The sequence below is a fragment of the Micromonospora sp. NPDC000089 genome, assembly GCF_042899365.1.
Lineage (GTDB): Bacteria > Actinomycetota > Actinomycetes > Mycobacteriales > Micromonosporaceae > Micromonospora.
In genome coordinates this window covers 236,139-257,431 of sequence record NZ_JBIAZT010000002.1, presented here as the reverse complement: position 1 = coordinate 257,431, position 21,293 = coordinate 236,139, and the positions used below count along the sequence as shown (strand labels likewise).

General features: G+C 67.9%; 22 protein-coding genes and 1 other RNA gene. 8 read left to right on the top strand and 15 right to left on the bottom strand.

The genetic code is table 11. From position 1 onward, the window contains the following. Positions 1 to 59: 59 nt before the first annotated feature. Positions 60 to 413: a hypothetical protein gene (locus tag ACFY3U_RS04625; protein WP_387194824.1), complete on the top strand. Its 354-nt coding sequence runs from the start codon at positions 60 to 62 to the stop codon at positions 411 to 413. 26 nt (positions 414 to 439) lie between these two features. On the opposite strand, the gene ACFY3U_RS04620 is transcribed toward ACFY3U_RS04625, so the two are convergent. The 5 genes from ACFY3U_RS04620 to ACFY3U_RS04600 form a co-directional block, all read right to left on the bottom strand. After that, positions 440 to 1,000, bottom strand: a complete 561-nt coding sequence (locus tag ACFY3U_RS04620) for a DUF2637 domain-containing protein (RefSeq protein ID WP_387194822.1) — start codon at positions 998 to 1,000, stop codon at positions 440 to 442. Then, positions 997 to 1,188 (bottom strand): hypothetical protein, encoded by a 192-nt coding sequence (locus tag ACFY3U_RS04615; RefSeq protein WP_387194819.1) that lies wholly within the window; start codon positions 1,186 to 1,188, stop codon positions 997 to 999. Before ACFY3U_RS04615 ends, ACFY3U_RS04620 begins: the two co-directional genes overlap by 4 nt. Positions 1,189 to 1,193: 5 nt before the next feature. Further along, positions 1,194 to 1,448, bottom strand: a complete 255-nt coding sequence (locus tag ACFY3U_RS04610; RefSeq protein WP_387194817.1) for a hypothetical protein — start codon at positions 1,446 to 1,448, stop codon at positions 1,194 to 1,196. After that, positions 1,445 to 3,061: an FtsK/SpoIIIE domain-containing protein gene (locus ACFY3U_RS04605; protein ID WP_387194814.1), complete on the bottom strand. Its 1,617-nt coding sequence runs from the start codon at positions 3,059 to 3,061 to the stop codon at positions 1,445 to 1,447. The genes ACFY3U_RS04610 and ACFY3U_RS04605 overlap by 4 nt, the downstream gene beginning before the upstream one ends. Positions 3,062 to 3,335: 274 nt before the next feature. Then, complete coding sequence (locus ACFY3U_RS04600) at positions 3,336 to 3,731, bottom strand: transcriptional regulator (RefSeq protein WP_387194811.1); 396 nt, start codon at positions 3,729 to 3,731, stop codon at positions 3,336 to 3,338. Positions 3,732 to 4,494: 763 nt separating this feature from the next. Here ACFY3U_RS04600 and ACFY3U_RS04595 point away from each other — a divergent pair. Continuing rightward, positions 4,495 to 4,947: a hypothetical protein gene (locus ACFY3U_RS04595; protein WP_387194808.1), complete on the top strand. Its 453-nt coding sequence runs from the start codon at positions 4,495 to 4,497 to the stop codon at positions 4,945 to 4,947. Here ACFY3U_RS04595 and ACFY3U_RS04590 read toward each other — a convergent pair. The 4 genes from ACFY3U_RS04590 to ACFY3U_RS04575 form a co-directional block, all read right to left on the bottom strand. Then, on the bottom strand, positions 4,931 to 5,707 hold the full coding sequence (locus tag ACFY3U_RS04590) for a glycosyltransferase family 2 protein (RefSeq protein WP_387194805.1): 777 nt from the start codon (positions 5,705 to 5,707) through the stop codon (positions 4,931 to 4,933). The two genes, ACFY3U_RS04595 and ACFY3U_RS04590, sit on opposite strands and share 17 nt — an antisense overlap. Next, positions 5,695 to 6,516 carry a GntR family transcriptional regulator gene (locus tag ACFY3U_RS04585; RefSeq protein WP_387194802.1) on the bottom strand — a complete coding sequence of 274 codons (822 nt, stop codon included), beginning with the start codon at positions 6,514 to 6,516 and terminating at the stop codon, positions 5,695 to 5,697. Before ACFY3U_RS04585 ends, ACFY3U_RS04590 begins: the two co-directional genes overlap by 13 nt. Before the next feature lie 149 nt (positions 6,517 to 6,665). Beyond that, a complete protein-coding gene (locus ACFY3U_RS04580) occupies positions 6,666 to 6,911 on the bottom strand; it encodes a precorrin-4 C11-methyltransferase (RefSeq protein ID WP_387194799.1) in 246 nt (81 codons plus the stop codon). A gap of 83 nt (positions 6,912 to 6,994) precedes the next feature. Next, on the bottom strand, positions 6,995 to 7,324 hold the full coding sequence (locus tag ACFY3U_RS04575; RefSeq protein ID WP_387194797.1) for a hypothetical protein: 330 nt from the start codon (positions 7,322 to 7,324) through the stop codon (positions 6,995 to 6,997). Positions 7,325 to 7,878: 554 nt separating this feature from the next. Here ACFY3U_RS04575 and ACFY3U_RS04570 point away from each other — a divergent pair. Then, the gene (locus ACFY3U_RS04570) at positions 7,879 to 8,289 is read left to right on the top strand and encodes a GntR family transcriptional regulator (protein WP_387194794.1); all 411 of its coding nucleotides are present in this window, start codon (positions 7,879 to 7,881) and stop codon (positions 8,287 to 8,289) included. 192 nt (positions 8,290 to 8,481) lie between these two features. Further along, positions 8,482 to 11,184, top strand: a complete 2,703-nt coding sequence (locus tag ACFY3U_RS04565; protein ID WP_387194791.1) for a hypothetical protein — start codon at positions 8,482 to 8,484, stop codon at positions 11,182 to 11,184. A 138-nt stretch (positions 11,185 to 11,322) separates the two neighbouring features. On the opposite strand, the gene ACFY3U_RS04560 is transcribed toward ACFY3U_RS04565, so the two are convergent. Together ACFY3U_RS04560 and rnpB are read right to left on the bottom strand one after the other, a co-directional pair. Next, the gene (locus ACFY3U_RS04560) at positions 11,323 to 12,774 is read right to left on the bottom strand and encodes a P-loop ATPase, Sll1717 family (protein WP_387194788.1); all 1,452 of its coding nucleotides are present in this window, start codon (positions 12,772 to 12,774) and stop codon (positions 11,323 to 11,325) included. Between the two features lie 595 nt (positions 12,775 to 13,369). Next, an RNA gene (gene rnpB, locus ACFY3U_RS04555) (RNase P RNA component class A) lies at positions 13,370 to 13,786 on the bottom strand. A 446-nt stretch (positions 13,787 to 14,232) separates the two neighbouring features. On the opposite strand from rnpB, the gene ACFY3U_RS04550 reads away from it, so the two are divergent. From ACFY3U_RS04550 to ACFY3U_RS04540, 3 genes are all read left to right on the top strand, one after another. Then, positions 14,233 to 14,604 carry a hypothetical protein gene (locus tag ACFY3U_RS04550; protein ID WP_387194785.1) on the top strand — a complete coding sequence of 124 codons (372 nt, stop codon included), beginning with the start codon at positions 14,233 to 14,235 and terminating at the stop codon, positions 14,602 to 14,604. Further along, positions 14,601 to 15,089 carry a roadblock/LC7 domain-containing protein gene (locus ACFY3U_RS04545; RefSeq protein WP_387194783.1) on the top strand — a complete coding sequence of 163 codons (489 nt, stop codon included), beginning with the start codon at positions 14,601 to 14,603 and terminating at the stop codon, positions 15,087 to 15,089. The genes ACFY3U_RS04550 and ACFY3U_RS04545 overlap by 4 nt, the downstream gene beginning before the upstream one ends. 80 nt (positions 15,090 to 15,169) lie before the next feature. Next, positions 15,170 to 15,931 carry a sulfite exporter TauE/SafE family protein gene (locus ACFY3U_RS04540; protein ID WP_387194780.1) on the top strand — a complete coding sequence of 254 codons (762 nt, stop codon included), beginning with the start codon at positions 15,170 to 15,172 and terminating at the stop codon, positions 15,929 to 15,931. Positions 15,932 to 16,048: 117 nt separating this feature from the next. On the opposite strand, the gene ACFY3U_RS04535 is transcribed toward ACFY3U_RS04540, so the two are convergent. After that, entirely contained in the window at positions 16,049 to 17,281 is a 1,233-nt protein-coding gene (locus ACFY3U_RS04535; protein WP_387194777.1) for an MFS transporter, read from the bottom strand. Positions 17,282 to 17,339: 58 nt separating this feature from the next. Here ACFY3U_RS04535 and ACFY3U_RS04530 point away from each other — a divergent pair, with 58 nt between their 5' ends. Further along, positions 17,340 to 17,816 carry a MarR family winged helix-turn-helix transcriptional regulator gene (locus ACFY3U_RS04530; RefSeq protein ID WP_387194774.1) on the top strand — a complete coding sequence of 159 codons (477 nt, stop codon included), beginning with the start codon at positions 17,340 to 17,342 and terminating at the stop codon, positions 17,814 to 17,816. A 169-nt stretch (positions 17,817 to 17,985) separates the two neighbouring features. Here the strand turns inward: ACFY3U_RS04530 and mctP are convergent, their stop codons facing one another. The 3 genes from mctP to ACFY3U_RS04515 form a co-directional block, all read right to left on the bottom strand. After that, positions 17,986 to 19,641 (bottom strand): monocarboxylate uptake permease MctP, encoded by a 1,656-nt coding sequence (gene mctP / locus ACFY3U_RS04525; protein ID WP_387194771.1) that lies wholly within the window; start codon positions 19,639 to 19,641, stop codon positions 17,986 to 17,988. Further along, complete coding sequence (locus tag ACFY3U_RS04520; protein WP_387194769.1) at positions 19,641 to 19,937, bottom strand: DUF3311 domain-containing protein; 297 nt, start codon at positions 19,935 to 19,937, stop codon at positions 19,641 to 19,643. Before ACFY3U_RS04520 ends, mctP begins: the two co-directional genes overlap by 1 nt. Before the next feature lie 156 nt (positions 19,938 to 20,093). Further along, the gene (locus tag ACFY3U_RS04515; RefSeq protein WP_387194766.1) at positions 20,094 to 21,290 is read right to left on the bottom strand and encodes a bifunctional RNase H/acid phosphatase; all 1,197 of its coding nucleotides are present in this window, start codon (positions 21,288 to 21,290) and stop codon (positions 20,094 to 20,096) included. Between the last annotated feature and the right edge of the window lie 3 nt (positions 21,291 to 21,293).

Genomic DNA, 21,293 nt, shown 5'->3' with positions numbered 1-21,293 from the left:
GGGGTGCGGGTTCGCCGGTACTGTCCGGGCTCACCCAGAATCTGAGCGGCGAGGTTGAGATGAGCAGCGATGGCGGAACGACGGTGCTGTGGCGCCCCACCGGGCCGAACGAGCTGGCTCTTGTCCGGGAGTCCGGGTGGCGTAAGTGGCCGCCGCGCCTGCCGGATCAGCTGATCTTCTACCCGGTCCTGAACGAGGACTACGCGGTCATGATCGCCAGGGACTGGAACGCGTCGGCGTCCGGCGTCGGCTACGTCACGCGCTTCTACGTCGAATCCGAGTTCCTGCGGCGGTACCCGGTCCGGCAGGCCGGCGGAGAGACCATCTTGGAGCTGTGGGTGCCGGCCGAAGAGCTCGACGAGTTCAACGCCCACATCGTCGGACTGATCGAGGTCGTACACGAGTTCCGGTAGCCACCCGACGGTGGCGAGGGTGGCGGTCATCGGATGATCCCGACGACCTGGGGCCGGTTGGGCTGGACGACGCCGAGCGGAGGCAGCACGGCAGCCGGCGCCGGGTGGATCGCCGGGGCGGGCACGGTCGGCTGCTGGGGCGCGGACTCGGTGACAACCTGCTCCGCGACCTCGTACGACCAGTCGACAGGCGGTTGGTCCGGCTCGGGAGTCGGGGCGGGTGCGCTGGACAGGACGACCTTGACCAGGGCGAGGAATGCCAGCGACGGCACCGCGGCGACGATCCAGCCCCAAACGGAGGGTTCCGCTTCGGCGACCTGGGCGGCGAGGGAGAGCAGCGCGAAGGCGACCAGGAGTACGCCGACGAGGCCGACGGGGCGACTGGCGCGGCGGCGGGCGCGGATTTCCAGGCCGAGGTAGATGGCCATCAGCTCGACCGCCACGGCGTTGGCCCAGCCGATCCAGTCGGGTTGGCCGTGGGCCACGGTCAGGTCGTGAACGTGGGTGAACGCGGCGGCGCCGGCCATGGTGCCGATGGCGAGCAGGATCAGCACCCGGATGCCGGACTCGGCGCGGTCGCGGATCATTCGAAGTCGCCTTCAGGGATGCGGATGGTCACGGTGATGCGGATGCGCTGGCCGTCGAGGTCGTCGCGGCGGCGGACCATGTGCGCCAGGCCGTGCAGGGCGGCGGCGAGCCGGTCCGGGGAGCCGTTGAGGTCGATGTTCAGCGGCTTGAGGCGGTGGGTGCCGAGGAAGAAGCGCTTGAGGGACATCGGGGCTACCTCCGGTCCGGGGTGACGCGGGTGCGGATGTGGTCGGGTGGGTCGCCGAGGGTGGCGACGGCTTCGGAGAGGCAGCGCCACAGCGCCCACGCCTCGTCGGGGGTGAGGTACATGCGGCGCCGGCCGCCGCCGACGGCGAGATAGACCGGGTACGGGTCGGGTCGATCGGGGTCGACGCGGACGGACACCGCCGTGCTGGTGGTGCCATCCGGGTTCGGTACGCGGAGCCGGTAGAAGGCGCGGGTGGTCACTGCGGCTCACCCCCGTCGGCGTCGAGGATTTCGCGCAGCGCGTCGGGCAGCAGTGGCCCGCGGCGCTGCCGGGGTAGGGCTGGCCGGACCGGTTCGGGGGTCGACTCGCGGGCGACCTGGGCGAGGATGTCCGCCGCGTCGGCCGGGGCCGGGTATTGGCGGGCGAGGTCGCGGATGTGGTCGTCGGTGACGTAGGAGAATCGGACCCGTATCGGTTCGGGGGTGCCGTCGAGGATCACGTAGCCGACGCCCTTGGCCCATCGGGGCATCTCGTCTGCCAGGGCACCTCGATTGCGGGCGCCGTCGCCCAAGACGAGGTCGACCTGGGCCGCCTCGGTCAGGCCCAGCGCGATCCGGGTCGGGAACAGGTCGCGGAACGGCAGCACCTCCTTGCGGGGGTCCTGCAGTGCGGCCACCACCAGTACGCCGACGCCGGCACCCTGGGAGAGCAGCAGCCCGAGCGAGCCGGCGATCCGCTTGCGCAGCTCGACGTCCTGTAGGTAGGCGGTGAGCGCGGCCATCTCGTCGATGACGACCACGACCAGGGGGTCAGCCGTAGTCGGGGTGTGCACCCGCACCGTGCCGGCGAGCCGGGTCTGTCGCTCCCGCATGACCGTCACGGCCTCGTCGAGCAGGTCGGCCATGGCCTCGAACGACTTGCAGGCGAAGCGGGCGAACAGCGGCCGGCCCATGGCGAACTCCATCCCTCCCTTGGGGTCGATCACCCAGAGCCGGACCAGGCCGGAGGTGATGCCGCCGGCCAGCGCGCGGACCAGGGACCACAGCACCGAGCCCTTCCCGGAGCGGGTGGCCCCGCTGATCAGGACGTGTGTGGCGAGCAGGTGCAGGGACCAGGTGCCGAGGTCTTCCCGCCGGGCCAGCGGCAGCGCCGTGAAGTTGGGGACGGCCGGGGCGTCGAAGGGTGCCACGACCGGCCTCAGCGCGTCGGTTCGAACGAGCACGAGGTAGACCACGGTCGGCCGGTCCCGGAACCGCAGCCGGTCCACCCACCCCAGCAGCAGGGACCAGTAGCCGGTACGGGTCGGCGGGTCGTCGGGCCGCTCGGAGTAGACCCGGGCGTGCCGCCGGCCGAAGGCGTACGCGAGGTTCGCCGTGACCCGCTGGAAGTCGGCCGGGGTCTGCCCGCGGACCATGCGGACGGTCAGCACGTCGAGGGCCTGATCCGAGCGCACCCGCAGCAGTTGCGGCACGACGACCTGAGCGCCGTACTTCTCGGCCAGGCCGCAGAGGGTCATGGCCTCGTGCCACGCCCGCCGGTACACGAAGACCTGACGGAACCGGCCGAGGAGCGGCCCTGCGCACCACCGCCACCAGGACGACTCGTCCCGCCACCGCCACAGCGCGGATCCCGCCGACGCCGGGACCAGCGGCACGACCAGACCCGCCCAGCCGTAGTCGGCGTATAGCACGACGCCGAGCAGGACCAGGCCCACGGTGATCGGGTGGCGCAGGCACCACCAGCAACCCCGGGCGAGCCACCGCAGCGCCAGGCCCAGCACGACCAACCACATCGGCAGGACGAAGCGCTTCGGCCGGACCACCATCAGGTCACCGGCGGTCGTCAACACCACCTCGCGCCGCGGCCGGCGCATCATCGCGCACCGCGCAGCGATACGAACCGGCCCGACGCATCACGGACCGGAGGGAACGGGAGAACGAGCTGCCCGACGCAGCCGGCGCACCGACCGTCGGCACCGGTGGTCGGGTCGAATCGGGACTGACACACGCCGCACCGAGGCTGGGCCGGGGCAGCCGAACGCCTACGCTTGGACACGTCACTACCTCTCTCGACAGAGCAGGGGGAAGAGACAGAGGGCGGGGCTGCCGTCCGCCAAGACCTGACAGCCCCGCCCTCACCTGATGCGGCTACGCCGCCGCCTTCTTGGTCACGCCCGCCGGCGCCCGCATCCCGGTCGCCCGCAGCGAGTACGCCATCCGGTTGTTGTTGGTCACGTACGGCGTGACCGTCATGCCGTCGAACTCCACCGCCTCGAACGGGACACCCGTTGGCGGCACCGGCTGGTAGTCGGCGGAGATCTTGACCGTCGTCTCCCGGGGCCGCTTGCCCAGCTCCGGGTCCAGGTCCATCACGCGGACCTGCCACACCCGCTGGCCGGTCAGCTTGTCCTTCGCCGGGCTACGCCGGCCGGTCTTCTCGTCGTAGTCCTCGACCTCACCCAGGGACTCGGGGACCAGGGCGCATCCCGCCGGGAACACGTCCTCACAACGCACGGCGAACCTCGTACCGCCACGCAGAGCCATCGCTCAACCTCCAGGTCGTTGGCATGTCTGCCAAGTGGAGACTCCAAGGTAGACACCACTTGGCAGACAAGTCAACAAGTAAGGCCGTCAAGCTGGCTGACCCCCAGCGCAGCTCACGGTCGCAGAAGACTCCGCCCCTCCCGCACGACTCCATCCAGACCAGATCTGGGCAAGCGACTTCCTGCGTCATAACATGCATGAGGTAAGGTCTGGATAGTTAAGTAAAGCGGGCCCCCAACCCCTCGGCTGACAACTTCGAGGTTGGAGGCCCGCGATCAATCGGTGTGATGTGGCCTTTGGTGGCCAGCCAAGGGCTACATCACATCCCCGCTGGACCCAAGCAGGTCCACCAACTCAATGATCCGAACGGCGATCCTCAGCAACAGGTCCACCAGCTCTCCCGCGCCCTTGAGCCTCACCCGTCGGACGCTGGGCTGGGCTTTCGACCTCGGGGAATCACTAGTCGGCACGCCGAACCTCCTTCCCGGGAAGGGACCCTCCCTCTCCCGATATCTCGAAGAGGCGAGCCCGAACCCGATCACCACAAAGGCTGCTCGGCATGGCGTTCTTGACGGTAACTGTTGAACGCTATTGAGACCCGCCACTGTGATCCCGGGCACAAAAAATCATAACGGCCATCGCCGCTTTTCGAACTAACCCGTAAATTCGGAAATGCTCCGCTAGGTCTTTTTAGTCGACGACTGCCAACTCACAACTTTGGTGCTAACGTGAGAAAAGGCGCTAGCCTGGGTAACCGCTCCTCATGGCAAGTGGAGATCGAACGAAGCCTCCGGCGGCAGAGGAGCACGCGCGGCCCGCGGGAGTAAGCGACGCGACCGTTGAAGCGCTGGGTGAGTTGAGCAAGGCGATGGAGACGATCCATCGAGTGCGCGGGCACCTCTATGCGGCGCATCAGCTCGTTGGCGGCGCGGATCTCACCCTCGACCGGGTGGTGAAGCTGCTCCGCGAGGCCGGGCACGACGAGATGGCCGACCGGGTCGAGCACGAGCTGTTGGGGCGCAACCTGCTACCCGGCCGTTGGACCTTCCAGATCATGGAGGAGTTCGACGACGGCTACTACGCCGCGTTCCAGGAGATCGAACGCGATGCCCGGGAGAAGCTAGCCGGCGGCCGGCGGCACATCTACGAGGCGGAAATGAAACAGCGGCGGCGTACCCCCGGCATGCCGGGGCACGAGGCTACGCCAGAGGGGTGAGCGGCAACCCTTTCGGGAGCATCGAGGCCAGGGCGTCGGCTCTGGCCTCGATGATTGCCATTCGCGCCTGGTACTCCGCCGGCTGCCGGTGTGCGGCCTGGCTGGTGACCTGGCCGGGCCACTTTCGGTAGAGCAGGCCGTACTCCCGGGTGAAGTAGCCCTCGCTGACCGCGCCGGCCGCGAGCAGCAGACCGGTGTCCTCGGAGGCAGGCAGGGCCATCCAGCCGCCCAGGGCGAAGACGAGATCCCGGCGCAGGCACAGCGTCGCCGGGTGCACAGAGGCCCGGTAGTCGTTGGCCCGCCAGAACGACAGGACCGCGCCGCGGCTGATGACCCCGCCGGCCGGGTCCTTGTCCCATCCAGCGGTCGACCCATCGGGCAGCAGGTCGAGTACCCGCGAGGTGGTCCAGCCGATCTGCGGGTGCGCGTCAAACGCGGCGATGTCCCGCGCCAGCGCGCCGGGGGTCAACTGGTCGTCGGCGTCCAAGACCTTGATGAGGTCACCGGCCACCCGCGAGAGAGCGAGTGTTCGGGCGACTCCGGGCCCGCCGGCGCGGCCGGTGCCGGGGCTGATCCGGGGATCGTCGGGCAGGGCTGCAGCCACTGCCCCGGTCTGCCCGTCTTCCTGGACGAGCCACTGCCAGTCCCACCCGTCGGGCATCTCCTGCTTGGCCAACGACTCGTAGGCGCCAGCGAGGTGCTCGATGCTGGGCGCGTGGACCGGCGTGACGACCGAGACGATCTGCGTCAAGTTTTCCACCGCTGGAGTTTGTGGGAGTAGACAAGCTCGGTCCGGTCGCCCGGCATCACCACGTCGGCGACCTCGACGACCCGCCCGCTGGTGTCGATGGACGTCTTGCGGACGGTGAGCACCGAGACGCCAGGGTCGATGTCCAGCAGCTCGGCCTCATCCGGCGACGGCGGACGAGCGCGTACCTCGTCGTCGATCCGGTCCAGCTCGATGCCCAGCGTGTGGAGCTGGTGCTGGGTGCCGCCCGGCCACGGTTCCTTGCCCTCGTCGAGCAGGTCCGGGTTCGCGGCGACCAGGTCATGAGGCAGGTAGGAGTACGACACGGTCAGCGGCGCGTTCTCATGCCGGGACGAGGTCCAGTAGACCCGGCGCAGCAGCGGCGTACCCGGCTCGACCTGGAGGGCCGCCGCCATCTCCTCGTCCGCCTCGACGCGGGAGTACTCGGCGTGGAACTTCAGGTCGTCGACGGTCAGGCCGGTGTCGTGCTCGATGGCGCCGGTCTTCGTCCGCTCGTCCTGGTCGAGCAGGACCCGGTCCTTCTCCCACTGGTACCGCTCACTGTTGCGGCGGCGTACCCGTTGGCGGGGTGCCCGCACGTAGGTGCCGCGCCCCTGCTCCGCGCGGACCAGGCCCCATTCCCGCAACTGCCGGATGGCGTTGCGCACGCTGGTGCGAGACAGCCCCGACGTGTCGGCCAACTCGGTCTCGCTGGGCATCAGCGTGCCGGGGGCCAGCTCACCGCGCATGATCTTCGCCCGCAACTCTTCCGCGAGTTGCAGGTAGCGAGGGCGCCAGTCCCGGCCTTGCACACCGGTCACCGTACCCCCTAGACGTTCCAACGTCTGCCAGGTGGTCCCGCCGGCGGGCCGCTCGGGCACGGGAGGGACCGTGACCGCCGGCCGCGTTGCCTGCATCTGGAGAGGGCCAGGAGTACGCGGAGCTGCCACAGCCCGCCGGCCGTCGGCCTTCATCGGCTCTCCCCGGCCTGTTCGCGCTGGCCGGTCGGTGCACCCATCACGTGTCGCGCATGGGTCAACTCCTCGATGAGCCGGTCGAGCTGCTTCGCCGACAGAAGGACCGCCTGCGTCGCGCCGTAGCGAGTCGCGTCGAGCTTGACGGCCAGGTCCCGACGCGCGAACCGGTCGACGAGCAGTTGGACGCTGACCCAACCGGTCCGCTCCCGCCCGACGGTGACGAGCAGCCCGCGGTGCATCGGGTCATTCGGTCCACAGCCCCGGCACCATGCCGGACACCTCGGCGGCGAGGTCGGCAACGGTCGCCGGCTCTCGTGTTCACTCATCGTCCGCCCCCTTGGCGATCGCCAACCTGCGCCAGCAGGGCACGAAGCTGCTCGATCAGTTGAGCGACCTGCGGCAGGGACAACTCAGCCCACGCCTTGCCGGCCCGGCACGTCGCGTGCACGGCAACCATAGGGCCGAGCGCGTCAGCGCCAATGAGGTACGTGACGACAAGTCCACTCGACCGGTGGTCTCCCACACGCTGTATGACGCCGCGATGCCGACGAGCCATATGGGACATCACCGGCGGCACCAGGTAGCCGCAGCGATCGGGGCTGCACCAGTCCGGGTGACCGATCGGTTCGGTCGACGCGCTCGCGCGCTTCATCGCTGCCACCGCCCGCCGTTGCCCCGGTAGGTCTGAGCCAACGTCATCAGCGGCGCGTTCCGCAGCATGGGCAGTTCCCGGGTCGGCCCCGCCGGCCACGAGTACGCCGGACCGGTGTTCTGCGCCAGGTGTCGCCTCGGCAGGACCCTAGTGCTGGCCGGTGGTATGTCCTTTCGCTTCCGTGACCACCAGGACCACAGCCAGCCGCGTCGACGGTGGGAGCCGGACATCGCACCTCCACAGGTAGGCGGAGACCGGTGGCCAGCAACAGGTGAGTGCGGCCGGCCACCGGCCCGGATGAAGGCACGGCGCACCGTCCGACACGGACGGGTCGGGTGTCGCCGAGCCAACTTGTCCGCGCGGCTACCGCAACCGGTCCGACAGGACGCCGCGCGTCAGGTGCGACCAGGGGCCGGCGTGGCACCACCCCTGATACGAGCCGTCACACTGGCCGCACACGGGGAAACGTACCTACAAGTGGACGACTTGTCTAGGCATCGAAACGGGTCGCCTAGTTGGCACTTGGCAAGACAAGTGCCGGGTACGGTGAGCAGGTGCCCACCCCGCACTACGGACAACCTCGGTACCGCCTCATCGCTGACGAGCTAAGAAGACGCATCGAGAGCGGAGCGCTCCCGCCGGGCGCCCTCTTACCGGCCGAGAGTGCACTCACAGCGGAATTTCGAGCAAGCCGCGGCACAATCCGCCAAGCCATAGCAGTCCTACGGGAGGAACAGCTGGTCGCGACCGAGCACGGTCGAGGCAGCTACACAAGTCCTCAGCAGCGGAGCAGAAGATCAGAGGAGGATTCAGAGACAGAAACACGACAGCGTCGGGTCGCCGCCGACCCTGAGCTGGCCTTACTCTTCGCTGTCGATGTGGGCACCACGTTGGTTGAGCAACAGAGCCTCACCCGGACAGACGGAGCGGTCAGAGCCGTGACCCGAAGGTATCGGTTGCTTTGAACCAAGTAGAAGTACCCACCCCCACAGCAGGACTGGCTCGACCGGCGCACCCAGCTGATGCCCGTGAGCGAGCTGCGCTCACACCGGCTAAGCCCCGACCAACCCCACCACAGCGCTACGGTGCGCATTAGCCACGGGCGAGTCCAAGATAGATTTGCTGTCTAATGTGACCCGAGCGGAGCCGGAGAAGGCATGCAAGGCGTGACTTCTGCCAATAAACCCAAGGGGGCCGCGAGCCCGTACTCCACTGGCGGCGGCGGGACGGTGCTGGAACACACCTACGGCGCCGTTCTCCTAGCCGCTCTGCTGCAACGGTCACCGGTCCGCGGTCTGGGCGAGGACGTCACCCCAACCGAGGTTCGTTTTCAGCAGGGGGCCGATCACGCTGTCGACGACCTGATGGTAGTCGGGGAACACAGATCAGGGACGCGACACCTGCACATCGGGGTCCGGCGGAACCCGGTAATCACTTCTCGGAATCCCGATTTCATCAAGCTACTTGCAGACTACCTGTTAATGATAGTTGAACACAGTGTCGAAATTGATTCTGACCAAGTCCGGCTCGGCTTGGCTGTCGCTGGCCCTCACACCGCATCTCAAGAAGTGGCGCTGTTAACGCAATTCGCGCGCACCCACCGCAGCAATAAGGCCTTTCGCTCGGCGGTTTCAGCTCCGCGGGCCACTAATCACAAGGTACGCAGCAGGTTGCGCTTGATCGATGAGGCACTCCCTAGAGCGGCAGGGATCGCTGGAATAAGCTTGAGACCCCCTCACGGCTTTGACCGGCTAACCTGGCAACTGCTTCGCGCTATGCGCATAATTGATTTGCGGCTTGAGGGCGATGATCCTGCGGACCGAAACACCACCGTTTCCGGCCTCATTCCGGTTGCCGGTGACGCCGGACAGGCGACGGACCTATGGTGGCACCTAGTCGGCCTATCTTCCAGATACGCCCAGACCGCGGGCACGGTCGACCGGTCCATGTTGATCCGAGAGCTGTCCAGTCAACTCAGCACTTTCACCGCGGCCAGCTCCAGAAAGTTAGTTTCGAACGAGCGGACACGCGACAGCCAGTGGGGAGGAAGTCCCCTTAAGACCCGGCAACGGTGGCGACTGACGACTGTTGCAGAATGCCTGCCAGAGCATGTGGAGGTTCATAGCACCCTCAGCAGTTCAGACAAAGAAACAACGCTGAGCCTACCGCCCTACATTTTCCGTGACCACGACCGAGCATTGCGGTCCAAGCTTGAAGAGCTTTCCGCCCAGGGCGGAATGCTTGTTGCAGTGGGCGCGTCCTCCGCAGGCAAATCACGCAGCATGTACGAAGCCGTCCGAGAAGTTTGCAGCGACTGGCAACTGTTGCTCCCTTACGACGCCAAGGCCATCCGCGAGGCAGCAAAAGAAGGAATTCCCGAAAGAACCGTAATCTGGCTAGATGACACCCCGACGATCCGCTACCTCGGAACTGATGGCCTGACAAAAACTGAAGTGCTGGAGCTAATTGGCAGCAATTCCGGTCCAATCTTGATTATCGACATGCTTTGGCCCTCTGAGTACCAGCACCTTAGTACCATCCCCCAGACAGCCTTTGAGGTCCAGCGAGGCGATGAGTGGCGCGATGCACGCGAGGTTCTCTCCCTTGCCGCGCACGCAGTCATCCACGTGCCGGACCGATTCAGTCTGCAAGAGCGGGAAAAAGCCGTTCGCGTCGCCAGGTCCACTGGTGACCTACGCTTGAAGGAGGCATTAGCAGACAACCAGTTTGGGCTCACCCAGCATCTAGCGGGCGCTCCACAGTTGGTAGCACACTGGAACCTCAGTAGGACATCCCATCCGTATAGCTGGGCTATCCTAACCGCAGCCATCGATATTCGACGGATAGGCGTCCGGGACGTCTTAACAACGGAAATTCTCAGCGCGGCCGCACCGGCATACCTCAGTGATGTACAGATCGCAGAAGCCAGTGACGGATGGCTGGAATCAGCTATCGCTCATGCAGCAAAAAAACTTCATGGAGGCGTCCAAGCGCTAGTTCCCATTCCGGGACCAAGCATGGGCACAATTCTTGGATACGAGGTAGCAGACTATCTTCAGCAATACGCATCCATTAGCCGATACTATGAACCGCTACCGGCCAGCTTTCGTGAACTACTCTCCTCGCAAATAACTAATCCAATTGCTCTACTGCAACTTGCACTTCATGCTGAGCAGTGTGGCTCGCTAGTTAGCGCCGTCGCCCTATATCGCCGGATATATTCATTGAATCTCGTAGCGCACAGGCGCCTGCCCCAGCTTCTAGCCGCCACTAATCAGGAAAACGCATTACGAGAACTGATTGTGTTAGGAGGCGGGAGCGACGCGCGTCGCGCTTTGATCGGCCTCTTGGCGAAACAGGGACGCGAAAATGACTTGCGGAGGCTTTCCGCATCAGGAGATTCTTATGCGAGATGGAAACTAGCACTCCTTCTTCAGTGTAAAGGTGATCCATTCTCGGAGCGGCCTGCCACGGTGGAGCTAGATGACTACACACTCGATGAAATTCTCTCTCGCCCAAGAGAGATAATACGTAAGAGCAGAGGACGGGCCGCTGCTGATGCCTTCGCCGCTAAACTGCTTGACCGCGACAACAGAATTGATCCCTCCCCCATCTGTGACACCGCGACGGGCTCACAAGACCAACGGCTTGCAGAACACGAAGGCGAGTTGCGGAGGCTCGCCTGCGGGGGCAGCGCGCCTGCCCGCAGGTTGCTCGCTGAACTTCTAGCTGCGCAGGGTCGCGAAGCTGACCTACGGACTATGGCTGCAGCAGGCGACGTCGCCGCCCAGGAAGAGTTTCTTGCACTACTGGAAAAGCCGGGAAGCAACGACAGTCTGTCGCCCCACGAAAGCACCTAATGGGCCGCTTACCGACGCGAACAACAGGCAGTAGGCCCTGAATCCCAGAAACAGCACCCGACATCACAAGCGCGACCATCGCGGGCGCATTTCCATGCAAGAGAGCACGCCCGCCATCGCCTAGGGCGATCTTGAAGATTAGCTATCCTTAATCCCAAGCTCTCGAACGAACGCGAGGTGAACCTGAAGTTGAGCCTCATCACTTGACCGGAGATGACGGTCCTGATACCGATACCTAGTCTGAGAGCCACCTCTCGCGCCACCAGTCCTATGGACGCCCACTGCAGAAGCCTCGAAGAGCTGCTCCAAAGCAACCTTCGCATCATCGGGACTCAAACCGTTAGCGAGTGCGGCCTCTTCCCACTCGCCGTGCGAGAACGTGCGACGGCCCAAAGACTTCAGTGTATTAATTACCTGACTAAAGTCGCTGACGTGGCGCTCAATCTCGTCCCTCAACTCTTCGAGGGCGTGGTTACTGTAGCGATTCTCCGACGCGTAAATATCTTCTTTTTCAATCAATTGGTGGTTTCGGTTTCTGGCCTCCTCCAACGCGAATACTGAGAAGGCGACGATATCTCGCGGCCTTCCAAGTGCCCGCTTAAGCATATGACGTTGAGCGCTCGCCCGCTGCCGCATCTCGGCGCCAGTAAAGAGCCTCCCCCATCCTTCCCCCTCAGGGATCCCAGCGCTGCTGCTGATACGGCGATCAACGACTTCGGCGAGTTGTTCGTCAGTCCAGTTGAGATAAATGATGTCTTGGCTCATCTTATTTCGATCATTGAACGACAGCTTCTCCCACAGGTCAGTGCGGAGGAATGTAATGACGGGGGCGGGCCCATCCTGCTTCAAGAGAGTCGCAAAATGACGTGATGCTCGCACGGCACCTGCAATCAAATCCAGGGCTTTCTGATCCCCGGTCCAAGCATCATCGAGCCGATCGATCAGAACAGTCACTGGGCACTTCTGTGCAGCTACGCAGAGAATTTCTTCTAGGCGGTCCAAAGCTTTAGACGTAGAAATATCCAATGCCTGCGTTTCCTTGCCTGCTATTTCAACCCCGCCTACTTCAAGCAGTCCGGCTACAGAAGGTAGGTCTACTCGTCGGACGCGAGTCAGCCAGTCAAACATACTCCGAACGGGACCAGCGTTGGGACCGAGGCCAATCTTTCTTAAGAGACGGTCACCTTCTCTGCGCCGCCAGAAACCCATCTCTTTACGAACCGCCCCAAACATGGAGGCCGCAATAAGCAACCGCCATGACGAGGTGTAAGCGAATTCGCGAGCCATGCCTGTATCAAGGAGGCCTCGGTGTACCTGAAAAACATAGTTCAACAGATCCAGCTGCACCACCCGACCATCTAGCGTTGCAGACAGATGGCGAAAGATGGCCGTCTTACCGGAACCCTTTCTACCTACAACGAGCTGAGCACCGCGGGCGGCGGACTGAGCCATGCCGGTGGTGAGAAAGTAGTCGAGCAACTTGTCATCGTTCTCAGAGTCAAGCCGACCAAAGTCGACTCGCGTGATGAGGCTGTCAGACACAGGGCCGAGATCGGGGTGAGTCACCCAACCTTTATACAGGGCGCGCATCCACGTTGCTCGCGCCGTGAGCCACCCAGCAAGCTCAGCGGCCAGGCGGCTGAGGGAGTGACGGGAGCTTACTTGCTGAATTGCTCTTTTCTAGATCAAGGCACCGCGCTCCGCGCGGCGCAGGGCGGCAAGCCGCCCCGGCCGCCTACGGCGCCGGGGCGGTGAGCCACCGACAGCCGCCGGGACACCGCCCCCACGGGTAGAGGAACCAACCCCACTAATGCCGTGACGGAAGCTCGCGGAGCCGCTCTGGTCGGCTGGTCGGGGCTTCCGGCTGCCGCGCCAGTCCAACCCCGGGACTGGCTTGCCACCGGATCACAGGGTCGCGGCACCAGCTCCACCGCCAGGACGTCCCCGGCATCCACAACAGCCGGCGGCACAGCCTCAGAGCCTGCACGCCACCGAAAGGCCCTCAAGTCGAAGCCGGGCGCCGCCCGGTTCGGAGATCCGCTGAGCCATCGCTCAGGCCGTCTCCAGGCCGTCTCAGGCCGTGGCCAGGCCGTCAGATGCCACCCAATGATGACCAAGGTCAACCAACGGCACCAGACAAAGGACCAGCTCAGAGCCTTGATCAAAGCTCTGAGCTGGTGGGCGACGGACGAGTCGACCTGTACGCCGGATTCTGTGCCCGGCGCGTGTCCCTCGCGGGTCACGCGCCGGCGGCGGCCATCCATCTCGGCCTGCCGTCGCCGGCAGGCTCCTGCGGCCTACCCGCAGACGTCGGGCGGGCAGCCCTCAAATGTCTGCGCCGGGTCGTCAGCTTGCGGTGACGACCCTTGCTTGGCCTTGCTCCGGGTGGGGTTTACCGAGCCACCCCGGTCACCCGGGGTGCTGGTGGGCTCTTACCCCACCGTTTCACCCTTACCGACCCGTACGGGCCGGCGGTCTGTTTTCTGTGGCACTGTCCCGCGGGTCACCCCGGGTTGCCGTTAGCAACCACCCTGCCCTGTGGAGTCCGGACGTTCCTCGGCGACGGGCCGGAGCCCGTCGACGCGACCGCCCGGTCGACTCGTCCGTCGCGCTCCCATCCTAACGGCGTGCCGCGGGTGGCCATTTCCGCCCCGACCCGGCGGTGGCCGGACGGCCGGGCTGAAGCGGTAACGGGCCGGAGCCCAGGCACGGTCGATCCGCCCACCAGACCGGGCCAGCGGGGAACCGGACTGTGCCCTACCTTTGACGGCACACCGGGAAAGCAGGACGGCCGATTCCGGTATTGGAACCCGTACCAGGTGAGTCCGGAATGAGCCATCCGCCGGAGAGTCCCATTTACGGGACTGTCGTCCGCGTACCGCTGGACGGTCGGGCGGATGCGCGCGTCGCAGGGTGCGACCGGGCCGAGCGGTGTGCAAGCCTCGTCGGAGCATGTGAACGGGTGTGGTGCCACCTGTCGTAGCCGGGTGACCCCCTGTGTGCGCGACGGTGTCGTCCGTGCCCGTCCGACCTGGGGAGACAGACACCGTGACGAACCTCGACCTCGCTCTCAAGAGCGCGATGAGCATCGACGGCGCGATCGGCGCCGCGCTCGTCGACCACAGCAGCGGCATGACCCTCGGCGTGGCCGGCGGCACCGGCGAGATCGACCTGACGGTCGCCGCGGCCGGCAACACCGACGTGGTACGTGCCAAGCTGCGCACCATCGAGATGCTGAACCTGAACGACGAGATCGAGGACATCCTCATCACGCTCGGCACGCAGTACCACCTGATCCGGCCGCTGACCAGCCGGGCGGGCAAGGGCCTCTTCCTCTACCTGATGGTGAGCAAGAGCCGGGCCAACCTGGCCATGGCCCGGCACCAGCTGCGGGTGATCGAGGAGAGCCTGGAGCTGTGAGCGCCGCGAACGGGCTTCCCCGCCGTACCGGCCGAGGGGCCGACACCCTGCCGCCGCCGCGCCGACTGCCGCCCTCGCTGGCCGGCAACCCGGCGCTGCCGTACCCGGCGATCGGGCAGGAGCTGGCCGAGCTGCGGGTGCAGATCCCCGGGGTGGACGGTTGCGTGCTCGGCGGCGTGGACGGCCTGCTCATCACCCACAACATCCAGACCGACGCCGACCCGAACGACCTGGCGGCGCTCGCCGCGACGACGTACGGGCTGGGCCGGCAGATCGGGTTCCGGCTGGGCCAGGGCGACTTCCAGCAGTCCACGATCCGCAACGCGGGTGGCTACCTGAGCGTGTACGCGGTCAGCGAACAGGCCCTGCTCGCGGTGGTCGGGCAGGACAGCATCAACGTGGCCCGGCTGCACCTGCGCGCGCCGGCGACCACCGAGCGTCTGGCCGAGCTGTTGGACGGCGCATCCCCGGCGACCGCCGACTGACGCTCCGGGGCGGCCCGGGAGTCGGCGCTCGGCGGCAGCCCGTGCACGGGTACGGCCGGCCGGGCTAGCCTCGGGAGACCATGGATCTCTCCCACGCCGCGCTGCTGGTCGCCGCCGGTCTCGCCGCGGGCACGGTGAACGCGGTGGCCGGCGGCGGTTCGCTGATCACCTTCCCGGCGCTGATCGCGATCGGCCTGCCCCCGGTCCCGGCCAACGTCAGCAACTCGGTCTCGGTCTTTCCCGGGTACGTGGCCAGCGTGGCGGGCAGCCGGGCGGACCTGCCGCCCCGGCGGCAGCTGTGGCCCCTGCTGCCCACCGCGGTGCTGGGCACCGCGGTGGGCTGCGCGCTGCTGCTGGCCACCCCGGCCCGGGCGTTCGAGCTGGTGGTGCCGTTCCTGGTGCTCGGGGCGACCGCCGTGCTGGCGTTCCAGGATCCGTTGCGTCGCCTGGTCGGGCACCCGGCCGAGCTGAGCCCGCGCCGTCGTACGGTCACCGTGCAGGCGATGGTCGCGGTCGGCACGGTGTACGGCGGTTACTTCGGCGCGGCGCTCGGGGTGATGCTGGTGGCGGGGCTGGCTCTGGTGCTGGACGCGACGCTGGCCCGGGTGTCGGCGGTCAAGAACCTGCTCTCCGCCGTGGTCGGGCTGACCACGCTGGTGGTGTTCGCGATCTTCGGCCCGGTGAACTGGGCGGCCGTCGCGGTGGTCGCCCCGGCCACCCTGGTCGGCGGGTACGCCGGCGCCCGGCTGGTCCGCCGGCTGCCGCCGGTGGTGCTGAAGGCGCTGATCGTCGCGTTCGGCACGGTGATCGGGCTCTACCTGCTCTGGCGTGCGCTGCGCTGACCCGGCCCGCGCTGAGCCGGCCCCGCGCTGAGCCGGCGCCGGGACCACCCGACCCGTGGCCCGGACGGCGAACCGCCCCGGCGCGACAGGCGACGGGGCGGTTCGTACGGGAACGGGTCAGTACGCTTCGCCGACCGGCTCCTGAGCGTCGTGCTCGGACCCGCGGGCGGCGCGGTTCCAGCGGGACCACAGCACCCGCTCGCCGTAGCCGGCGGCCATCAGGTGGGCGAAGGCGAGGTAGACCAGCACGCCCACCGCGAGCACCCCGAAGCCGACCCAGAACGGCAGCGCCAGCGAGTGCTCGGCGAGCTTGCCGGAGATGATCGGGGCCGGCGCGGCGGCGCCCCAGCGGACCAGGTTGAACGCGCCGGTGGCGACCCGGCGGTCGCTGGAGCCGAGGCCGAGCGCGAGGTCGGTCAGGTTGGCGTTGGCCAGGCCCATGCACAGGCCGGCGAGCACCAGCACCACCAGCGACTCGGCGGTGCTGCCGGAGGTGGCGAAGAGCACCATGCAGACCAGCAGGCCGGCGATGGCCACGCCGACGGTCTGTACGGCGCCGATCCGGTGCGCGAGGCGGTGGCCGATCAGCAGGATGCCGGCGGCCAGGCCGAGGCCCCAGCCGGTGAACGCCAGGCCGAGCGGGATGACGTCGAGGCCGAGGAAGAGCGGCGTGTAGCCGAGCACCACGAAGAAGACGAAGTTGTAGGCGGCGGTGACCACGCAGAGGGTGATGAACGCGGGCCGGCGGTAGGTGGCGAAGATCTGGCCCACCCGTACCGGGGCCTGGCGGTTGGCCGGCTCACGCAGCTTGCGGGCGGCCACCCCGAGGGCGAACACCATGAACACGCCGCAGACGAAGAACGGCAGCCGCCAGCTCACCTCGCCGAGCAGGCCGCCGATCAGCGGGCCGACGGCGAAGCCGAGACCGAGCGCGGTCTCGAAGAGCCCGACCACCCACTCCCGGTCGTTGGCGAGGTTGACCAGCACCACCATGGCGGTGGCGAAGAACATCGCGTTGCCCAGTCCCCAGATGCCGCGCAGCACCGACAGCTGCACGATGTCGTTGCTGAACGACGCGAGGATGGCGGCCACGCCGACCACCGAGACGCCGGTGACCAGCACCGGCTTGAAGCCGAACTTCCCGCTGGCCAGGGTGGCCGGGATCATGCCGAGCGCCATCACCGCGATGTACGCGGTGAACAGCAGCTCGACCTGCCAGGCGGTGACCCCGATCGCCTCGCCGATGGCCGGCAGGATGGGGTCCACCACGGCGATGCCGGCGATGGCGAGGAAGGCCACCAGGGTGGTGGCGTAGATGGCACTGCGGTTGGGTTCGGATCGCCGATCCACTCCGCGCCTCCAGACAGATAGCTGTATCGTACAGGTAATTCTGTTGTATCATACAGCTATGAGCGACGACCACGAGACGGGCGCCGGGCCGGACGACGTCACACTCGGCCGGATCGAGACTGAGGTCGCCCTGCTGATGCGGCTGGGCGAGGCCACCCGGCGGGCCACCGGGTCCGCCGAGCACCGGGTGCTGGACCGGGCGGCGTACGTCATCCTGCGTCACCTGGACGCGGCCGGTCCGCAGAACGTCTCGGCGCTCGCCGCCCGGCTCAACCTGGACGGCTCGACGGTCACCCGGCAGGTCGCCGCCCTGCAGCGCGACGGCCTGATCGCCCGCGCCCCCGACCCGGCGGACGGCCGGGGCACCGTCATCTCCCCCACCCCGGCCGGCCTGCAACGGATGGCGGCCGTGCAGGCCGCCCGCACCCGGCTCTACGGCGACATGCTGGCCGACTGGCCCGGCGCGGACCGGGAGACGCTGGCGACCATGCTGAGCCGACTCAACGAGGCCCTGGAACGGCGCACCCGCCGCTGACCGGCGGCGATCCGCCGACGCCATCAAGTTCGTAGCGCCGGGGCAGGGGTCCGCGCGCCCGGTCGGTCACCGCGTTCTGGCGACACCGGCCCGGCCGGCCCTGCCAAGGCGGGGTGGCCGCGCCCGGGTGCCCGTTCTCGTGGGCGGGGGCACCCGGGCGAGGGCCGTGCTACGCGACCGGCTCGCGGGCCGACTCTGCGTCCCGGTCCGGGCCGGCGGTGACCCGCGGGTCGCCCTCGTCGGCGAAGTAGTCGTCCGGGGTGGTGCCGTCCGCCCCGTCGGCCACCTTCGTCGCCCGCAGCACCAGCGTGGCCAGGGCCGCCACCGCCAGGTTCACCAGCACGGCCACGATCCCCACGTAGATCGTCTTCTTGGTGTCGAAGCCGAAGTCGGACAGCGGGAAGGCCGAGCCGCCGAAGTGCGCGCGCTTCGTCGCGGCGTTCGGGACCTGGTAGAGCATCCACAGCCCCAGCCCCATGCCGGCCGCCCAGCCGACGATCAGGGCGGTCCGGTGGAACCAGCGGGTGTAGAGCCCCAGTGCCACCGCCGGCAGCGTCTGCAGGATGATCACGCCGCCGATCAGCTGCAGGTCGATGGAGAACTGCGGGTCGAGGAAGATGATGCAGGCCACCGCGCCGAGCTTGACCACCAGCGAGGTGATCTTCGAGACGTTCGCCTCCTGGGCCGGGGTGGCGTCCCGCTTCAGGTACTCCTTGTAGATGTTGCGGGTGAACAGGTTCGCCGCCGCGATCGACATGATCGCCGCCGGCACCAGCGCGCCGATGCCGATGGCCGCGTACGCCACCCCGGCGAACCAGTCCGGGAACTGCTGGTCGAACAGCACCGGCACCACCGTGTTGCTGTCCGAGCTGCCCGCCGTGGCACCCGGCAGCGGCTTCACCCCGGCCGCGACGGCCATGTAGCCGAGCAGCGCGATCAGGCCCAGCAGCAGGCTGTACGCCGGCAGCGCGGACATGTTGCGCTTGATCACGTCCCGGTTCCGGCTGGCCAGCACCCCGGTGATGCTGTGCGGGTAGAGGAACAGCGCGAGCGCCGAGCCGAGCGCAAGGGTGACGTACTGCAGCTGGTTGTTGGCGTTCAGCAGGATGCCGTCGCCGGGCGCGGGTGACGCCCTGAACTTGGCGTCCGCCGCGTCGAAGATCGAACCCCAACCGCCCAGCTTGTACGGCAACCAGATCACCGTCACCAGGATCACCACGTAGATCAGCGCGTCCTTGACGAACGCGATCAGCGCCGGTGCGCGCAGCCCCGACTGGTACGTGTACGCGGCCAGGATCGCGAAGGCGATGATGATCGGCAGGTGCCGGGCGACCGCGTTGTCCCCGGTCACGCCCATCGTCTTGAGCACCGCCTCGATGCCCACCAGCTGCAACGCGATGTACGGCATGGTGGCCACGATGCCGGTGATCGCGATCAGCAGCGCCAGCACCGGGGAGTCGAACCGGGTGCGGACGAAGTCGGCCGGGGTGACGAAGCCGTGCCGGTGCGACACCGACCAGAGCCGGCACAGCACCAGGAACACCATCGGGTAGATGACGATGGTGTACGGCACCGCGAAGAAGCCGGCCGCGCCGGCCCCGAAGATCAGCGCCGGCACCGCCACGAAGGTGTACGCGGTGTAGAGGTCACCGCCGACCAGGAACCAGGTGATCCAGCCGCCGAAGCCGCGCCCGCCCAGCCCCCACTCGTCCAGGTGCGCCATGTCCCGTGGCGCGCGCCACCGGGCCGCCACGAACCCCATGGCGCTGACCAGCAGGAAGAGCACCGAGAAGACGATGATCTCGGTCAGGTGGTCGCGCCACATCAGTGCTCACCGTCCGTTCGCGACTGCGGGACCCGCGGCTCACCCGGCGCGCCCACCCGGCGCCCCCGGGCCTTGGTCATCTGGTAGACCAGCGTGGTGGTGGCCACGCCGAGCAGGATCCAGGCCAGCTGCAGCCAGTAGAAGCGCGGAAACCCGAACAGCCGCGGCGAGTCCGCGTTGAACAGCGCGGGGATCAGCGGCACCACGATCGGGATGAAGAGCAACCAGTTCCAGGGGCTGTGGTCCTTCGCCCTGGCCGACGCCGTGCGCGGCGCCTCCGGTTCCGGTGCAGCCATCTGCCTCACCTCCGGGTCGAAACTCGCCATGTGACGGCCGGAGGCTACGACCCGGTGACGGCGGTCACGTTCGACGGTGCGGCGGGGCTGCGCCGAACGGCCGCCCGGCTGCGCCGAACGGCACGCGCCGCGCCGGCACCCGCCCGGCCCGGGGGCTCAGCGTGGCGGGAGGTGGGCGGTGTCGTTGACCGAGCGGACCGCGACGCCGCCGTCGGGCCACAGGTCCAGCACGGAGATGCCGGCCGCGTCCAGGTAGAGCCGGTGCAGGAACCCGTCGCCGGCCGCCAGGGCGTCCTGCAGCGCGAGCTTGATCGGCGAGACGTGCGAGACCACCACCACGGTCTCTCCCGGGTACGCGTCGCGCAGCGCCAGCACCGCCCGGTCCACCCGGTCGGCCACCGTCGCGAACGACTCCCCGCCCGGGGGCGCGACGGCGGTCGAGGCGAGCCAGGCGTCCAGCTCGCCGGGCCAGCCCTCGCGTACCTCGGCGAAGGTCTTCCCGTCCCAGTCGCCGAAGTCGCACTCCACCCAGTCGTCGTGGCGGCGTACCGGCAGACCGCCGAGCGCCCCGGCGATCGCCTCGGCGGTGGCCGTACAACGGGACAGCGGGGAGCTGACCACGGCCGCGACGGACGGGGCCAGCGCGGCCACTCGCGTGCCGGTCGCCCGGGCCTGCTCGCGGCCGGTGTCGGACAGTGGCACGTCGGCGCGGCCGGCGTAGCGGTGCTGGACGGTCCACTCGGTCTCACCGTGCCGGACCAGGATCAGCCGGGTCGCGGTGAAGCTGGGGCGCGGCTCCCAGGACGGCTTCGCGGTGGCCGGGTCGGTGCCGGCGGCGCGGGTGGTGGCGCGGGCGGCCGCCTCGCGGGCCGCGGCGCGGGCCGGCGAGTCCGGGGCGGCCACCTCGCGCGGCGGCTCGACCTCCCGCCGGGCCGGCTTCCCGGCGGCGGCGTCCATGGCCGCGTTGGCCAGCGCGTCGGCGTGCTTGTTGCGCTCCCGGGGGATCCAGCTGAACCGCACCGCGTCGAAGCGGTCGACCAGCGCGGCGGCCCGGGCGGCCAGCGGCCGCAGCCCCGGGTGCTTGATCTGCCAGCGGCCGCACATCTGCTCGACCACCAGCTTGGAGTCCATCCGCGCCTCGACCTCGGCCGCGCCCAGCTCGGCGGCGGCCTCCAAGCCGGCGATCAGCCCGCGGTACTCGGCCACGTTGTTGGTGGCCGTCCCGATCGACTCGGAGCGTTCCACCAGCACCTCGCCGGAGGCCGGGTCCCGGACCACCGCGCCGTAGCCGGCCGGCCCCGGGTTGCCCCGGGACCCGCCGTCGGCCTCGATCACGACCGCGCGCACCGCCACCGG

Bases quoted from the DNA above. Each gene is read 5' to 3' on its own strand.
- ACFY3U_RS04600 (WP_387194811.1), bottom strand. From the start codon at position 3,731: ATGGCTCTGCGTGGCGGTACGAGGTTCGCCGTGCGTTGTGAGGACGTG.
- ACFY3U_RS04520 (WP_387194769.1), bottom strand. From the start codon at position 19,937: ATGGCTGCACCGGAACCGGAGGCGCCGCGCACGGCGTCGGCCAGGGCG.
- mctP (WP_387194771.1), bottom strand. From the start codon at position 19,641: ATGTGGCGCGACCACCTGACCGAGATCATCGTCTTCTCGGTGCTCTTC.
- ACFY3U_RS04580 (WP_387194799.1), bottom strand. From the start codon at position 6,911: ATGCACCGCGGGCTGCTCGTCACCGTCGGGCGGGAGCGGACCGGTTGG.
- ACFY3U_RS04575 (WP_387194797.1), bottom strand. From the start codon at position 7,324: ATGAAGCGCGCGAGCGCGTCGACCGAACCGATCGGTCACCCGGACTGG.
- ACFY3U_RS04615 (WP_387194819.1), bottom strand. From the start codon at position 1,188: ATGTCCCTCAAGCGCTTCTTCCTCGGCACCCACCGCCTCAAGCCGCTG.
- ACFY3U_RS04560 (WP_387194788.1), bottom strand. From the start codon at position 12,774: ATGCGCGCCCTGTATAAAGGTTGGGTGACTCACCCCGATCTCGGCCCT.
- ACFY3U_RS04565 (WP_387194791.1), top strand. From the start codon at position 8,482: ATGCAAGGCGTGACTTCTGCCAATAAACCCAAGGGGGCCGCGAGCCCG.
- ACFY3U_RS04595 (WP_387194808.1), top strand. From the start codon at position 4,495: ATGGCAAGTGGAGATCGAACGAAGCCTCCGGCGGCAGAGGAGCACGCG.
- ACFY3U_RS04625 (WP_387194824.1), top strand. From the start codon at position 60: ATGAGCAGCGATGGCGGAACGACGGTGCTGTGGCGCCCCACCGGGCCG.
- ACFY3U_RS04530 (WP_387194774.1), top strand. From the start codon at position 17,340: ATGAGCGACGACCACGAGACGGGCGCCGGGCCGGACGACGTCACACTC.
- ACFY3U_RS04540 (WP_387194780.1), top strand. From the start codon at position 15,170: ATGGATCTCTCCCACGCCGCGCTGCTGGTCGCCGCCGGTCTCGCCGCG.
- ACFY3U_RS04620 (WP_387194822.1), bottom strand. From the start codon at position 1,000: ATGATCCGCGACCGCGCCGAGTCCGGCATCCGGGTGCTGATCCTGCTC.
- ACFY3U_RS04605 (WP_387194814.1), bottom strand. From the start codon at position 3,061: ATGCGCCGGCCGCGGCGCGAGGTGGTGTTGACGACCGCCGGTGACCTG.